Genomic DNA, 15,574 nt, shown 5'->3' with positions numbered 1-15,574 from the left:
TCGCGGGGTGCGTCGTTGTAGAGGGCATGGGATTTTTGTTCGCACCTGAGCCAAAGCTTGTCGACGTCAACTCCGCCCTGCCCGGCCGCCCCGAACCGGTCCTGGCCAACCCGCGCGAGCACGCGGTGCTGGGGACTCCCACCACCGGCCCGTGGCGTGAGGGGCAAAAACGCGTGCTGGTGGGCATCGGCTGCTTCTGGGGCGCGGAGAAGATGTTCTGGCAGATGGACGGCGTGAACTCCACGTCGGTGGGCTACGCCGGCGGGATCACCCCGAACCCGACCTACCGCGAGGTGTGCTCCGGGCAGACCAACCACGTCGAGGCGGTGGAGGTGGTTTACGACCCGCAGGTGACCAGCCTGAAAGAAATTGTCAAGGCAGCGCTGGAGGCGCACGACCCGACACAGGGCTACCGCCAGGGCAACGACGTGGGCACGCAGTACCGCTCCGCCTTCTACACGGACACCGAGCAGGAGGCGGAACAGATCCGCGGGTGGATCCGCCAGTACGACTCGGAGCTGAAAAGCGCCGGCTACGGCGACATCACCACCGAGGTGAAGTCCGTGGAAAAAGACGGCGTGCGCTACTACCTCGCCGAGGAGGAGCACCAGCAGTACCTGCACAAGGTGCCCGACGGCTACTGCCCGCACCACTCCACCGGCGTGGCCTGCGGTATCTAGTTAGTAGCCGTGCTTGGAGGGGAACCCGCCTTTGGGCTTGCGGGTCTTCGTGGCGTCGTTGTGGATCCAACGCGCCACGCGCACGAGCTCGGGGCGGGTGAGTAGCCCCTCGCCGGCGGAATCGCCCTGGCCGTGGACCACGGCGTTCCAATACGCCACGGTCTCGTCGTGGTAGTTGTGCCCGTGCGGGGAGGGGTAATCCTTCGACGGGAGCTGGTCGATGCCGATCTGCCAGTAGGTGACCAGGGGCATCCAGCGCATCGTGTCCAGCGCGTCCAAGTGCTGCGCGGCCGGGGCGGGCACCCCGCGCGAGCCGGGCTCCTTGAGCCAATCCGGGGCCTTCCACGCCAAGGACGGCTCCCACCACACCACCGGGTCGGAGGCGTGCTGGGCGAAGACGAACCGGGGCGCGTCCCAAGCGTGGGCATAGTTGTTGCCCTGGAAATCGCGGCGGATGTGCGTGGGGTGGGCGGTGAAGCGGACGTGGCGGCCGCCGTCGATAAGCGGGAGGCGCTGCGGGGAGCCTTTCTCGCGGTGCTTCGTCAGCTCGCTGTGGTTGCGCGCGAAGCCCGGTGTGCCGGTGAACACGCCGCCCGCGGTGTGTTCCAAAAACTCCTCCACGTTGTCGAAGGCGTCGGAGACCCCGTACGCGCCGAGGGATTCGCCGCCGACGTAGAGCCTTGGGCGCCTGTCCGGCTCGATGGTCTCCAGCTCGCGGCGGATCGCCTCGATGAGCACGCGCGAAGAACGCACCGGGTTTTTCCGGTCCGCCATGTACGAGTACGCCGACGGCAAGTAGGAGTACTGCATGGACACGATCGCGGAATCGCCGCGGGTGACAAACTCGAACCCGGAGGTGTGAAAGTCGTTGATCCACCCCGTGCCCGCCGCCGACATCACGGCGATGTGGCTGCGCTCGAACGCGCCGGTGCGGCGCATTTCCTGCACCGCAACGGCAGCCATCTCCTCAAAGTCCGGCTCGGTGTCTGACTCGGTGTCCAGCCCCACGAAGATGCGGATCGGCTCCATCGCCTCGCCGCTGACCAGGCGCTCGATGTCCTTTTGACCCGGCCCGCCGGCGACCACCGCGCGGCCCTGACGGCCCATCGTGTTCCAATCCACCGCAGAACCGGGCGAGCCCGCGCGCTCCGGACGCTGCGGCTGCGCCGCGCCGCGCATGAACTCGCGATCCAACTCCAGCGCCTGGCGGCTGACGCGCTCCGCAAAACGGCGCACCACCATCCGGTCGCCCACTAGCACCAGCACCGCGGTGCCGCCGGCGATCGCCAGGGGCCACGACGCCACCGGCGGCAGCTTCTTGCCCAACAGCTCGTTGATGGCGTCGATGAACGCCTGAATTGCGTCGCCCACCAGCAGGACCGCGCCGTAGCCGAGGGTGCCCAGCGTGATGCCCAGCGCTTGGGAGCTGACCTTGAACGTGTCGTCGCTTTCCACCAGCGCTTCCTGCTGGGCGCGGCGGCGCAGGGCTGTGACGAAAACGCCGCAGGTCACCCCCGTCATAGCCAGCCGGAGCGGGGCAGGAATGGTGGCCCTTGGCGAGTCTGGGACTGCGGGGCGGATGGCTTGCGAAGCTACCGTCGCAAAGCCATGCCCAATGCCCTGCAACACCCCCACATTCGCGGCAGTCGCCCACCAGCTGTGCGGCAGCAACGACGGTGAGACCGCGCCCCACGTGGCCACCTCCGCACCCGCCAAGCCAGCGCGGAAATTCGGCGGCAAACGCCGCAGTGCCCCCATGCGCACGCCCGGAGTGATGTCGCTGAGCACCTCCAGCGCGCCCATAGGCAACGCAAGCACACCGTCGCGCCTGACGGAATAACGCTTCCGGGCGCGCGCAAACGCATCGGGGAGCTTGAGCACGGCCTCACGGGCATTGCGGAAAAGATCGTCTGGCACGACTGCGATTGTTCCAAATTTGTTCCGGTCGCGGGGACGATAGCGCCGGGGTAGCCTCGCAGCCGTGAACGCGAAGATGCCAAAGATCGTGGCCCACCGCGGATTGTCCGGGCACCACCCGGAACTGACGCGCCGGGCGTTCGAAGAAGCGCTGAAACTGCCCATCCACGGCATCGAATGCGACGTGCGCCTGACCCGCGACGGGCGCGTGGTGGTCTTCCACGACGCCTCCGTGGCCCGCACCACCGACGGCCGCGGGCGCATCGACTGCCTGGACTTCGCCGATCTGCGCGAGCTCAACTGCGGCACCGAAGACGAACCGCAGCAGATCATGTGCCTGGAAGAGCTGCTGGAACTCATGCAGGACTACCCGGACAAGCACATCTATATCGAAACCAAGCACCCCACCATCTACGGCCCCGAAATAGACGAGCAAACCCTGCGCACCCTGCGGTACGCCGGCCTGCACGAATCCGAGAACGTGCACGTGATCTCCTTTTCCCACCGCGCCGTGCGCTACTTCACCCACATGGCGCCCGAGCTGGAGACCTTCTACCTGTTCCGCCTCAAAGAGATGCGGTGGAACCGCAAAGCCCGCATGTTCTCCCGCCCCTACGGCGTGGGCCCGGCCCTGCAGCACCTGCAGCTGCGACGTGAGCTGTTGGGCTACCGCGGGCTGAAAACGTACACGTGGACCGTGAACACCCCGCGCCAGATGCGCTGGTGCGCGGACAACAACGTCGACGTCATCGCCACCGACCTGCCCGACGTGGCGCTGACGACGTTCGAGCAGGTGCCGGCCGCGGCGATTGCGGGGTAAGCAGCCGTGACCGGCATCATTGCGCACCGCGGCTTCAACGGCCTGTACCCGGAAAACACCCGCCGCGCCTTCGAGGAGGCGCTCAAGCTGGACATCGCGGGCATCGAATGCGACGTGAACCTGTCCAAGGACGGCCAGGTGGTGGTCATCCACGACCTCACCGTGGACCGCACGTCCAACGGCAGTGGCGAGGTGGCGCAGCTGCTTGTCGACGATCTAAAGCAACTCAACATCGGCACCGACGACGACCCGCAGGAGATCATGCTGCTCGACGAGCTGCTGGACCTGCTGGACGAATACCCGGGCAAGCACATCCTCATCGAGACGAAGCACCTGTCGCCCTTCGGCGCCGAATTGGAAGAGGCGGTGGCGCACGTCCTGCGCGCCCGCGGAATGGAGGCGGACGAGCGGGTGCATCTGATCTCCTTCAACCCCGAGGCGATCGAGCGTTTCCAGCACCTGCTGCCCGCAATTGAGACATTTCTCCTGGTGGATGAGCCGTTCGTTCAGGTCGGCGACTGCAGCGCCGGGCCGAGTGTGCGGGAGGCGAAAGCGCATCCGGAGCTTTTTGACGGCCAGCTGCGCACCTACGTGTGGACCGTCAACCTGCCCCGGGACATGGAGTGGCTGCACCAACACGGGGCCACGCTGATCGGCACCGACCTTCCCCACATCGCGCTGCAGACGCTGTCTTAGGCGTTTTCGCGCGCGGGTGTGCTGTAGATTTGCGCCCATGGTGCAACGCAAGCCGAAAAAGAAGAAAAACCGCGAAGAGCTGCCCGAGGGCATGTCCCGCCGCGAGGCGAAGCTGGCCGCCCGCGCCGCCGAGCGCGCCCAGTTTCAAAAGGACCCCCGCCCGTTCGGCGGGCTCGCCGCAGAGGCGGACCTGGTCGCGCTGCAGGAGTTCGTGCCGTCGGCCGTAACCGCGTACGACATCAAGGGCACGCCCGTCAACATCGTCACCGTTCTGCCGGGCGCGGTTGCCGCGCTGGTGCGCGAGGAGTCCGAGGGCGGCGAGCGCTTCGTCGCGCTGCAGGTCACCTCCCACTCGCAGAACCCGGGCCGCGACCTCGCATACGCGCTGAACTGGGTAGTCGACGCCAAGCCGGGCGAGACGCTGCAGTCCACCATCGCCGACGGCTCGCAGCCGGAGCTTTCCTCGCTCATCGACGGCTCCGCCACCCCCGACATCACCACCTACCAGGACTTCTCCTGGTGGTTCCCCGCGGGCGCGAGCGTTCCGCCGCAGATCCAGCAGGCGCTGCAGCAGGCCAACGACGCCGTGCTGCCCTCCGAGAAGGTCGGCGCGGACCTGCCGGGCGCCGTCTGGTGGGTCAACCCGGGCGGCGGCAAGGCTCACATCCGTTGGGTGCGTACCGAGGACAACGAGGCACAGATGCTTTCCGCGCTGGCCCGCATCGCCGCACGCGGCGAGCTGAACCTGGGCGAGGGCACCAAGTTCGCCGGCGCCTTCCGCACCCACGGCCTGGTCGTTCCGGTGTTCGACCTCGATCCGTCCGTGGAGGCAGACTCGTACGAAAAGGCCCTGGCCGCGCTGAACACGCAGATCGAGGCGGAGTACACCAACGACGCCGCGCTGAACGCCGAAGAGCGCAAGCAGTTGGACAACATCAAGTCCCGCCAGGTGACCATTTAGCGGTCCGGCGCGGGCACCCCGGTACTCCAGCACCCCGGCGCCCCGGCATCCCGCGCCGGATCCGGCTACTAGGATCCGGCTACCCGTTGGTTTTTCAACGGGTAGCCGGTTCTTGCTAGCCGGTTTCGCGGGTTGGGGCGGGCGTTGCGTGGCGCGCACTGTTCGTTGGGTGAACGTTTTCTTTAATAAAACTCTAAGTTAACTGCGAGTTCATGCTCAGGTTCTACTGTGCCCGCTATGAACGCGATGATCCCGGCTGTCTCCGTGGAGCCGCAGGTCTCCGAGGAGTACGCCGCCTCCCGGGGTAAGAGGCGCCACAAGGTGGATTGGCGCCAGGTGGGTCTTGCCGCACTGCTGATCGGCCCGAACCTGCTGCTGTTGATCCTGTTTACGTACCGTCCGCTCATCGACAACATCAGGATCTCGTTTTACAACTGGAACATCTCCTCGCCGTCGATGACGTGGGTGGGCCTGCAAAACTACATCGACTGGTTCCAGGCCCCGGAGACGAAGACGATTGTGTGGAACACCCTGATCTTCACCTTCTTCGCGGTGGCAGGATCCATGGTGATCGGACTCGCGCTCGCGGTGTTGCTCGACCAGAAACTCTTCGGGCGCGCGGCGGTGCGCTCCATGGTGTTCGCCCCGTACGTCATCGCGGGCGCGGCGATTGGTGTGGTCTTCCAGTTCGTGTTCGACCCGCGGTACGGGTTGATCCAGTACTTCCTCAACCTGCTGCACACCCCGGTGCCGAACTTCTACCAAAACTCCGGCTGGGCGCTGTTCATGATCACGGTGACCTACATCTGGAAAAACGTCGGCTACGTCTTCGTCATCTATCTCGCCGCGCTGCAGGGCCGCCGCCACGACCTCGACGAGGCAGCCGAGATCGACGGCACCCCGGCAGCGCGCCACTTCTTCCGTGTGGTGCTGCCCCAGCTGCGGGGAACCACCTTCTTCCTGCTCATCACCGTGCTGCTGAACTCGTTCCAGGTCTTCGACGTCATCAACGCGATGACCAGGGGAGGCCCATTCACCTACGGCACCACAACCATGGTGTTCCAGGTCTACACCGAGACGTTCGTCAACGGGCGTGCCGGTTACGGCGCCGCCGTTGCCACGGTCATGTTCCTCGTGGTCCTGGTCATCACCGTGCTCCAGATCAAGCTGCAGGAAAGGCTGGACAAGTAGATGTCGACGAAATTTTCGGCAGATGCCGGCAAAGCGAAGCTGACGTCGCAAAGCCCAGCCGCAATCGAACGCGACGAAAACGCCCTGCCGCCGGTGCCGGGCAGCCAAGCAGCGGGGGAGCCGGTCGTCACCGACGCGCAACGCAAACGCAAAGGCGCGCCGGCGGAGACGAGCTCCAAGGGGATGAAAACAGCTGGCTACGTCGCACTCGTGCTCACCGTGCTGCTGATCATGGTGCCGCTGTACTTCATCGTGATCACCTCGTTTAAGACCTACCAGGACGTCTACTCCGACCCGATCACGTTCTGGCCCGACCCGGTGGTGCCCGAAAACTACGCGCGGGTGTGGGAGACCTCCGGCTTCCCGCAATACCTGCGTAACTCCATCGGCATCACGCTCATCCTCACCGTGATCAAGGTGGTCCTCGGCGTGCTGTCCGCCTACGCGTTCGCGTTCCTCCGGTTTCCCGGACGCAACCTGCTGTTCCTGCTGGTGATTGCGGCACTGATGGTGCCCAACCAGATCACCATCATCTCCAACTACGCACTGGCCGCCTCACTCGGCTGGCGGGACACCTGGACAGGCGTGGTCGTGCCGTTGGCGGGCGTGGCGTTCGGGTGCTTCCTCATGCGCAACCACTTCCAGTCCCTGCCAACCGAGATCATCGAGGCCGCAGAGATGGACGGAGCGGGCTTTTTTACCAAGCTGTTCAAGGTCGTCTTGCCCATGTCGTGGCCCACGCTCTCGGCGTTTTTGCTCATCACCGTGGTCAACGAGTGGAACGAATACCTCTGGCCGTTCCTGATCACCGATACGCCGGCCGCGGCGACGCTGCCCGTCGGCCTGACCCGCCTGCAGGACGCGGAAGGCGTGACCAACTGGGCGCCGGTGATGGCAGGCACGGTCCTGACGACGCTGCCCATGATCATCGTGTTCATCCTGCTGCAAAAGCAGATGATCAAGGGCCTGACCGCGGGCGCTGTCAAGGGCTGACCCGCCACAGATTTCCCCACACCAACTCAAGAATGGAGAACCCTATGTCCACCAACTCCCTGACCAAGCGTCTCGGCGCCGCAGCCCTGGCTGCACTCACCGCAGTTTCCCTGACCGCATGCGCGGGCGGCTCCACCAGCGACTCCGGAAACCAGGGCGGCAATGCCGCCGGCGACGAAAACAAGATCGTGTTCTGGTCCAACCACCCGGGCAAGTCCCGCGACCTGGAGCAGGAGCTCATCGACGCGTTTGAGAAGGAAAACCCGGACCTGAGCGTCGAGCTCGTGGACGGCGGCGCGAACTACGAGGAGCTCGCCCAGAAGTTCAACGCTGCGCTGGCCGGCTCGGACCTGCCGGATGTCATCGTCGCCTCCGACGTGACCTGGTTCAACTTCGCGCTCAACGACGCCACCACCCCGCTGGACGAGCTCTGGGAGTCCGAGAACATCAACTCCGACTCCTACGTTGACACCCTGCGCGACGACTACCTCTTCGAAGGCAAGCACTACGGCGTGCCCTACTCCCGCTCCACCAACCTGATGTACTGGAACACCGACGACCTCAAGGCAGCAGGCTTGCCGACGGACCGAGGGCCGGAGACCTGGCAGGAATTCGACGAGTGGGCAGGCAAGCTCAAGGAAAAGACCGGCAACCCGTCGCTGGTGATCCCGGACGGCTCCAGCTACCTGGACTGGTACTTCCAGGGCATGGTGTGGGCGTTCGGCGGCGGCTACTCCAAGGAGTGGGAGCCGACCTTCACCGACCCGAAGACCATCGAGGCGGCGAAGTTCCTGCAGGATCAGGTGCAGAAGGGCCACATCGAGATCAGCACCGACCCGACCGTCGCGTTCGGCAACGGCAACGCGTCGGCTCTGCTGGAATCCACCGGCTCTCTCGGCGGGCTGAAGGAGTCCGCGACTGTACCGTTTATCACCACTTACCTGCCGGGCCCCGGCCCGTCCGCAGCCACCGGTGGTGCTGGTCTGGCGGTGCCCAACGGCATCTCGGACGCGCGCAAGAAGAACGCGGTGAAGTTCATCGACTTCATCACCAACACCGAAAACACCATCAAGTTCTCCCAGAAGACGGGGTACATGCCGGTGCGCAAGGACGCTCTGGAAAACGCTGAAGAGCGCACGTTCCTCGACGAGAACCCGAACGCGGAGACCGCGATCAAGCAGCTCAACGAGAACACCAAGCCGCAGGACTTCGCCCGCGTCTTCGTGCCGGGCGGCGGCAAGCGCATCGGCGGCGCCCTGGACCGCATCACCGTCGGCGGCGAGGACGTGGAGAAGGTCTTCGCTGACCTGGACAAGGAAACCCAGCAGGTCATCGACCGCGACATCACCCCGAAGCTGAACAAGTAGCCCACCCGGCTCGAGCACACGAAGGAGCCGCACATGGCAACCGTTGAGTTCCGCCAAGCGTCCCGTATCTACGACCCGTCACGCCCTCCCGCAGTCAGCCGCGTGAGCCTGGACATCGCCGACGGCGAATTCCTGGTCCTCGTCGGACCGTCCGGCTGCGGAAAGTCCACGACCTTGCGCATGCTCGCAGGACTGGAGCCGGTTGATGAAGGGCAGGTCTTCATCGACGGCAAGGACGTAACGGAAACGCGTCCGCGTGACCGCGACGTTGCCATGGTGTTTCAGTCGTACGCGCTGTACCCGAACATGACTGCGCGCCAGAACATGGCGTTCGCGCTGGAAAACGCCAAGGTGGATAAGGCAACCATCGCGGAGCGCGTGGACTTCGCGGCAAAGATGCTGGAGCTTGAAGACCTCATCGACAAGAAGCCGGCAGCAATGTCGGGCGGCCAACGGCAACGCGTGGCCATGGGACGCGCGATCGTGCGCCAGCCCAAGGTGTTCCTCATGGACGAGCCGCTGTCCAACCTCGACGCGAAGCTGCGCGTGTCCACCCGCGCGCAGATCCTCCAGTTGCAGCGCAGGCTCGGCACGACCACGGTTTACGTCACCCACGACCAGACTGAGGCAATGACGATGGGCGACCGCGTCTGCGTGCTGAAAAAGGGCATCCTCCAGCAGGTGGACACCCCGACGAACCTGTACAACAACCCCGGCAACACCTTTGTGGCTACCTTCATCGGCTCGCCCGCCATGACGTTGATCGAAAACGTGCCGTTCATCGACGGGCACGTCGTCGGCGGCAAGGGCCACGCGCTGGACTACTACATCCCCCGCGAGTTGGCGGCGAAGGTTGATTCCGAGCGCGTGATTGTCGGCGTGCGACCCGAAAACTGGGAGATCGTCGGCGTGAACCAGCCCGGGGAGCACTACGGACTGCCCGTGCAGGTGGACATCGTGGAGCACCTCGGCTCGGAGCTGTACGTCTACGGCCACCGGCAGGAGAGCGCTGACGACGTCATCGCCGTGCGCGGCGACCGCATCACGGTGAAAGTCCCACGCGGTATCGAGGTCGACCAGGGTGACACCATCTACCTGCGGCCGATGGAAGGCGGGGTTGTCTTCTTCGACCCCGAGACAGAGATCAATTACGACTACCTCTGACCCTGCCCCTGAGCCCGGCACCCTGGCGTCCCGCGCTGGATCCGGCTACTAGGAACCGGCTACCCGTTGGTTTTTCAACGGGTAGCCGGTTCTTGCTAGCCGGTTTCGCGGGTGAGGGGGCGGGAGGGCGCCCACGGGCAAAGGGGGAGCGCCCATCGGCAAGGGAGGGCGCGCTGGGCGGCCCCTAGCCGTAGACCTTCTCGCCCGCCACCCAGGTCTGCCAGGTAATCGGCATGCCCGGGCGGTACGCCAGGTTGATGGCGTTTTCCGCGTCGAGGATGTGCAGGTCGGCTGCCGCGCCGGGGACGAGGGTGCCCTTCGCGGGGCGGCCTTGGGGGTCCTTGCCGTTGCCGACATTGTGGCGTCGCAAGGCTTTGGCTCCGCCAGTGGTTGCGGCCTCGATGGCCTCGTCGAGGGTGAGGCGCTGCTGCAGCACTGCGGTGGTGACGCAGAAGTTCATCGAGGAGGTAAAGCTCGTGCCCGGGTTGAGGTTGGAGGCGATGGCCACGGTCGCGCCGGCGTCGATGAGCTTGCGGCCGGGGGCGAGCTCCTCGCGGGTGGACAGGTCGCAGGCGGGCAGCAGCGTGGCCACGGTGTCGGAGTCGGCGAGCAGCTTGATGTCCTCGTCCGACAGGTAGTTCACGTGGTCCACGCTGGCCGCGCCCATCTCCACGGCGAGCTTCACGCCCGGGCCTTCGCCGAGCTGGTTGCCGTGCACGCGCACACCGAGCCCGGCCTTCTTGCCGGCCTCGAGGACGCGGCGGGACTGCTCCTCGTTGAACGCGCCGCGCTCGCAGAACACGTCGATCCACTGCACGTGGTCCTTCACCGCGTCGAGCATCGGGCCGACGACCTGCTCGACGTATTCCTCTGCGTCTGCCTCCGGCGGCACGAGGTGGGCGCCGAGGAAGGTGACCTCGTCCACGTGGCGGGAGGCCACACGCGCGGCCTCTGCCTCGGATTCGACGTTGAGGCCGTAGCCGGTCTTGGTTTCGAAGGTGGTGGTGCCCAGCGCGTGGCCTGCGGAGACGCGTTCTGCGACCAGTTTGTCCAGGCGCTCCTCGCCGGCAGAGCGGGTCGCTTCCATGGTCACGGCGATGCCGCCAGCGGCGTAGGACTCGCCGGCCATGCGCGCTTCGAATTCCTCGGCGCGGTTGCCGTCGAAGACCATGTGGGTGTGCGAGTCCACCCAGCCAGGCAGTACAGCACGCTTGTCGACGTCTACAGTTTCCGCCTGCTTCGCCTCCTCGGGCGCCTGGTCGGCGGGACCGACCCAGGCGATCACGCCATCGTTGATCAGCAATGCCGCGTCTTTGATGGTGCCGAGCTCGGAGACGGTGCGCAGCTCGGAAATACCGGTGATGAAGGTGCTCATAGGTGCCTTTCTTCGGGTGTTTTGCAGGGCCCAGGGTAACGAAATGCGACAGCGCTGACGCCGCCTGCGAAAAGGCGGTGCCAGCGCTGTGGCGGATGGGTTAGTCGCGTGCCTTGAACTCCATCGGGATGCGCACGCCGCGCTCCTCGGCCACCTCGTTTGCGCGGGTGTAGCCGGCGTCGACGTGGCGGATCACACCCATGCCCGGGTCGTTGGTGAGCACGGCCTTGAGCTTCGCCTCGGCGAGCTCGGTGCCGTCAGCCACGGTGACCTGGCCGGTGTGGATGGAACGGCCCATGCCCACGCCGCCGCCGTGGTGGATGGACACCCAGGTGGCGCCGCCGGAAACGGCGGTCATGGCGTTGAGCAGCGGCCAGTCCGCAACGGCGTCGGTGCCGTCGAGCATGGACTCGGTCTCGCGGTACGGCGACGCCACGGAGCCGGAATCCAGGTGGTCGCGGCCGATGACGATCGGGGCCTTGACCTTGCCCTCCTTGACCAGGTTGTTGAAGATCACGCCGGCCTTGGCGCGCTCGCCGTAGCCCAGCCAGCAGATACGCGCCGGCAGGCCCTCGAACTCGACGTACTCCTCGGCGGCGTCCAGCCAGCGGTGCAGGTGCTCGTTGTCCGGGAAGGCTTCCTTGATGGCCTGGTCGGTGACCTTGATGTCCTCCGGGTCGCCGGAAAGGGCAACCCAGCGGAAGGGGCCGAGGCCCTCACAGAACAGCGGGCGGATGTAGGCCGGGACGAAGCCCGGGAACTCGAAGGCGCGGTTGTAGCCGGCCTTGCGGGCCTCGTCGCGGATGGAGTTGCCGTAGTCGAACACCTCGGCGCCCTCGTCCTGGAACTCGACCATGGCCTGCACCTGGGCGGCCATGGACTCGCGGGACTTCTTGGTGAAGGTGGTCGGGTCCGAATCTGCCTCGTTGTTCCAGTCCTCGAACGGGATCTCAGACGGCAGGTAGGACAGCGGATCGTGTGCGGAGGTCTGGTCGGTGACGATGTCGACGGTGAACTCGCCCGCGCGGTGGCGGCGCAGCATCTCCGGGAAGATCTCCGCGGCGTTGCCCACAAGGCCCACGGACAGCGCGCGCTTCTCGTCCTTCGCCTCGGTGACCAGCTTGATCGCTTCCTCGAGGTCGGTGGTGACCTCGTCGAGGTAGCGCTTGGACTGGCGGCGCTTCAGGCGGGCCTCATCCACATCCACGATCAGGCAGGCGCCGCCGTTCAGGGTGACGGACAGCGGCTGTGCGCCGCCCATGCCGCCGCAGCCGCCGGTCAGGGTCAGGGTGCCGGCCAGCGTGCCGTCGAAACGCTTCTTGGCAACGGCCGCGAAGGTCTCGTAGGTGCCCTGCAGGATGCCCTGGGTGGCGATGTAGATCCAGGAGCCGGCCGTCATCTGGCCGTACATCATCAGACCCTCGTCCTCGAGCTTGCGGAAGTGCTCCCAGTTCGCCCAGTCGCCGACCAGGTTGGAGTTGGCGATGAGCACGCGCGGCGCCCACTCGTTGGTCTTCCACACGCCCACCGGCTTGCCAGACTGGACCAGCAGGGTCTCGTCGGATTCGAGGTCCTTCAGGGTCTCCACAATCGCGTCGAACGCCTCCCAGCTACGAGCGGCGCGGCCGGTGCCGCCGTAGACGACGAGGTCATCGGGGCGCTCCGCAACCTCCGGGTCGAGGTTGTTCTGCAGCATGCGCAGCGGAGCCTCGGTCTGCCAAGACTTCGCGGAGATCTCCGTGCCGCGCGGGGAGCGGACCTCGCGTGCGCCCTCGGACCAGTTCTTCGCCATGTGGGAATCCTTTCTCTTGTTGCCCAATCGTGCTAACGGGTAGACAGTAACGCCCGTCACACGTTTGAGAAAGAGTGTTCCGTGATTGGCTGTCTCGTATACGAGACATTCTTGCGGGGCGCTTGTGGCTGCGCTCAATTCCTTCGGGAGCAACCTGGAGCATGCCCGGGTTTGGAGCGCACCCTGGGCAGCGGACCCTGGGAACGCGCCAAATTCGGCCATTCCCAGGGCCTGGCTCCCAGGGTGTGTTGGGAAGGGGGCGAGGCTGGAAGGCGGTCTCGGGATCTCCTACCGCAGCTGGCCTACCACGGCCTCCACCGCCCCGACGTAGTCGCCGCCCTTGACCAGCTGCACGGACTGCTCGATCTCGGGGGCGAGGAAGCGGTCGGTGCTGGGACCTGCCACGCGCGTGCGCAGGGCAGACACCGCCGCGCCGGTTCCGGCGGACGGATTGCCTTCGCGCATGTCCAGGGCGCGCGCGGCGGTGAGGATCTCCACGGCGAGCACGCGCTGCAGCCCGTCGATGCTGCGGCGCAGCTTGCGCCCGGCGGACCAGCCCATGGAGACGTGGTCTTCCTGCATCGCCGACGAGGGGATGGAATCCGCGGAAGCGGGCACCGCGTTGCGCTTGAGCTCGCCGACGATGCCTGCCTGGGTGTACTGGGCGATCATGTGGCCGGAGTCCACGCCGGGGTCGTCCGCAAGGAAGGCGTTGAGGCCGCGGTTGCGTGCGGGGTCGAGGAAGCGGTCGGAGCGGCGCTCGCTTATCGACGCCAAGTCCGCCACCACAATGGCCAAAAAGTCCAGCACGTAGGCCACGGGCGCGCCGTGAAAGTTGCCGTTGGAGGCCACCCGGCCGTCCTTGGCCACCACTGGGTTGTCGTTGGCGGCGGCAAGCTCACGGTTGGCCACGGTGGTGACGTGGTCGAGGGTGTCGCGGAACCCGCCGGCGACCTGCGGGGTGCAGCGGATGGAGTAGGCGTCTTGGACGTCGTTGGCCTTGAACCCCTCGAGCGCGGCGGCGAGGATCGGCGAGTTAGCTGCGACGGTGCGGATGTTGTAGGCGGAGTCGGCCTGGCCCGGGTGGGGGCGCAGCTGCTGCAGGTCGTCGTCGAAGACGGACAGGGTGCCGTTGAGGCCCTCCACGCTCATGGCGGTGGCGATGTCGGAGACTTTGGCTGCCTCGCGCAGGTCGGCGATGGCCAGGCACAGCATGCCGAGCATGCCGTCGGTGCCGTTGATTAGCGCCAGGCCTTCCTTCTCGCGCAGCACGAGCGGTTCGATGCCAGCCTCGGCCAACGCTTCGGCGGCCGGGACGATCTCACCGCCGCGGACGCGGACCTCGCCCTCGCCGAGCAGCGCCAGCGCGCAGTGTGCCAGGGGCGCGAGGTCGCCGGAGCAGCCCAGCGAACCGTACTCGCGAACCACCGGGGTGATGCCGGCGTTGAGGGCCGCCGCGTACGTTTCTGCCACCACCGGGCGCACGCCGGTGCGGCCGGTGCACAGGGTGGACAGGCGCAGCAGCATCAGGGCGCGGATGACCTCGTCTTCCACCTCCGGGCCGGAGCCTGCGGCGTGGGAGCGCACAAGCGAGACCTGCAGCTGGGCGCGCATGTCTTCCGGGATGTGCTTGGTAGCCAGGGCGCCGAAGCCCGTGGACACGCCGTAGACCGGGGTGGGGTCTGCGGCGAGTTCCTCCACTCGCTGACGGGTGGCGGCGATTTCTTCCAACGCGGCCGGGTCGATGGCGACCTCGGCGCCGTGGCGGGCGACGGCCACAACGTTCTCCACGGACAGGGCCCCAATTCCTACAGCAACTGTTTGTGTCATGAGCGCGATATTAGGCCACCTTCGTGGCCTCCATCACACATTTCCGAAGAATTGTTCTCGTAGCCCAGACGCCGCCTCCGCCAACGCTGTGACCAGGAGCTGCGTGTCCGCGCTGCCAACGGGAAACGTCACCGCCAGCGCCGCTGCGGGGCGAGCCACGTGGTCGAGCACCGCAACCGCCACGGACTCCTGGCCTCGGGAGATGGCTTCGCGCTCGGTGGCGAACCCTTGGCGTCGATAGGCAGAAAGCTCCTGCTTGACCTCGCTGTAGCGGCGGCGCTCGCCCGAGGAGCTATAGGCCGCGCGCAGCTCCGCCTCCGGCAGATGCGCCAGCATGATGCGCCCCGAAGCGGTCAGCAGCGACGGCAGGCGCACCCCCACCTCAGTGACCAGCGATACCGCGCCGGGAGCGCGAACCTCGTGCAGGTACACAATCTCCGAGCCCGCCAGGCGCGTCAAGTGCGCCGAACCGCCCGCGAGCTGGGCGATGCGCGCCAGCGGCTTCGTAGCCAAGCGCACCAGCGGCTGCTGCGTGGTGTAGGCCTGCGCCATCCGGTAGGAAGCGAGCCCCAACCCGTACGTGCTCGGCTTGTGCAGGTGCACAACAAACCCGGAATCTTCCAGCTCGCGCAGCAGGTGGTAGGTGGTGGACCGCGGCAGAGATAACTCGCGCTGGATGCGGGTGGCGGAAATCGGCGCGTCCGTGGTGGACAACAGCGCCAGGATGCGCAGGACGTTGTGCGCGGCGGGGACCTGGGGCTTATTCATCGCCCTTAGTATGCCTGCGG

General features: G+C 66.3%; 13 protein-coding genes. 8 read left to right on the top strand and 5 right to left on the bottom strand.

The features are described from left to right. The first annotated feature begins 26 nt into the window (after positions 1-26). Entirely contained in the window at positions 27-680 is a 654-nt protein-coding gene (msrA, locus tag CFOUR_RS10635; RefSeq protein ID WP_085957630.1) for a peptide-methionine (S)-S-oxide reductase MsrA, read from the top strand. On the opposite strand, the gene CFOUR_RS10630 is transcribed toward msrA, so the two are convergent. Next, positions 681-2,597, bottom strand: coding sequence for an alpha/beta-hydrolase family protein (locus CFOUR_RS10630; RefSeq protein ID WP_230471807.1), 1,917 nt, complete (start codon positions 2,595-2,597; stop codon positions 681-683). It abuts the gene before it with no gap. Between the two features lie 64 nt (positions 2,598-2,661). On the opposite strand from CFOUR_RS10630, the gene CFOUR_RS10625 reads away from it, so the two are divergent. The 7 genes from CFOUR_RS10625 (at position 2,662) to CFOUR_RS10595 (ending at position 9,789) form a co-directional block, all read left to right on the top strand. Next, complete coding sequence (locus CFOUR_RS10625) at positions 2,662-3,417, top strand: glycerophosphodiester phosphodiesterase (protein ID WP_329955425.1); 756 nt, start codon at positions 2,662-2,664, stop codon at positions 3,415-3,417. 6 nt (positions 3,418-3,423) lie between these two features. Beyond that, positions 3,424-4,113, top strand: coding sequence for a glycerophosphodiester phosphodiesterase (locus CFOUR_RS10620; RefSeq protein WP_085957629.1), 690 nt, complete (start codon positions 3,424-3,426; stop codon positions 4,111-4,113). A 37-nt stretch (positions 4,114-4,150) separates the two neighbouring features. After that, complete coding sequence (locus CFOUR_RS10615) at positions 4,151-5,074, top strand: DUF5926 family protein (RefSeq protein WP_290179437.1); 924 nt, start codon at positions 4,151-4,153, stop codon at positions 5,072-5,074. Between the two features lie 237 nt (positions 5,075-5,311). Next, positions 5,312-6,265: a carbohydrate ABC transporter permease gene (locus CFOUR_RS10610; protein ID WP_085957628.1), complete on the top strand. Its 954-nt coding sequence runs from the start codon at positions 5,312-5,314 to the stop codon at positions 6,263-6,265. Then, entirely contained in the window at positions 6,266-7,258 is a 993-nt protein-coding gene (locus CFOUR_RS10605) for a carbohydrate ABC transporter permease (RefSeq protein WP_085957627.1), read from the top strand. A gap of 44 nt (positions 7,259-7,302) precedes the next feature. Continuing rightward, a complete protein-coding gene (locus tag CFOUR_RS10600) occupies positions 7,303-8,625 on the top strand; it encodes an ABC transporter substrate-binding protein (RefSeq protein ID WP_179154821.1) in 1,323 nt (440 codons plus the stop codon). Positions 8,626-8,658: 33 nt separating this feature from the next. Next, a complete protein-coding gene (locus CFOUR_RS10595; RefSeq protein ID WP_085957625.1) occupies positions 8,659-9,789 on the top strand; it encodes an ABC transporter ATP-binding protein in 1,131 nt (376 codons plus the stop codon). A gap of 184 nt (positions 9,790-9,973) precedes the next feature. Here CFOUR_RS10595 and hutI read toward each other — a convergent pair whose 3' ends face one another. From hutI to CFOUR_RS10575, 4 genes are all read right to left on the bottom strand, one after another. Then, positions 9,974-11,164 carry an imidazolonepropionase gene (hutI, locus tag CFOUR_RS10590; protein ID WP_085957624.1) on the bottom strand — a complete coding sequence of 397 codons (1,191 nt, stop codon included), beginning with the start codon at positions 11,162-11,164 and terminating at the stop codon, positions 9,974-9,976. A gap of 100 nt (positions 11,165-11,264) precedes the next feature. After that, positions 11,265-12,956, bottom strand: coding sequence for a urocanate hydratase (gene hutU / locus CFOUR_RS10585; protein ID WP_085957623.1), 1,692 nt, complete (start codon positions 12,954-12,956; stop codon positions 11,265-11,267). A gap of 288 nt (positions 12,957-13,244) precedes the next feature. Further along, positions 13,245-14,786: a histidine ammonia-lyase gene (gene hutH, locus CFOUR_RS10580; protein ID WP_085957622.1), complete on the bottom strand. Its 1,542-nt coding sequence runs from the start codon at positions 14,784-14,786 to the stop codon at positions 13,245-13,247. Between the two features lie 33 nt (positions 14,787-14,819). After that, positions 14,820-15,554 carry an IclR family transcriptional regulator gene (locus tag CFOUR_RS10575; protein ID WP_085957621.1) on the bottom strand — a complete coding sequence of 245 codons (735 nt, stop codon included), beginning with the start codon at positions 15,552-15,554 and terminating at the stop codon, positions 14,820-14,822. Positions 15,555-15,574 lie beyond the last annotated feature (20 nt).

The sequence above is a fragment of the Corynebacterium fournieri genome, from assembly GCF_030408775.1.
GTDB lineage: Bacteria > Actinomycetota > Actinomycetes > Mycobacteriales > Mycobacteriaceae > Corynebacterium > Corynebacterium fournieri.
This window is presented reverse-complemented; position numbering and strand designations above follow the sequence as displayed.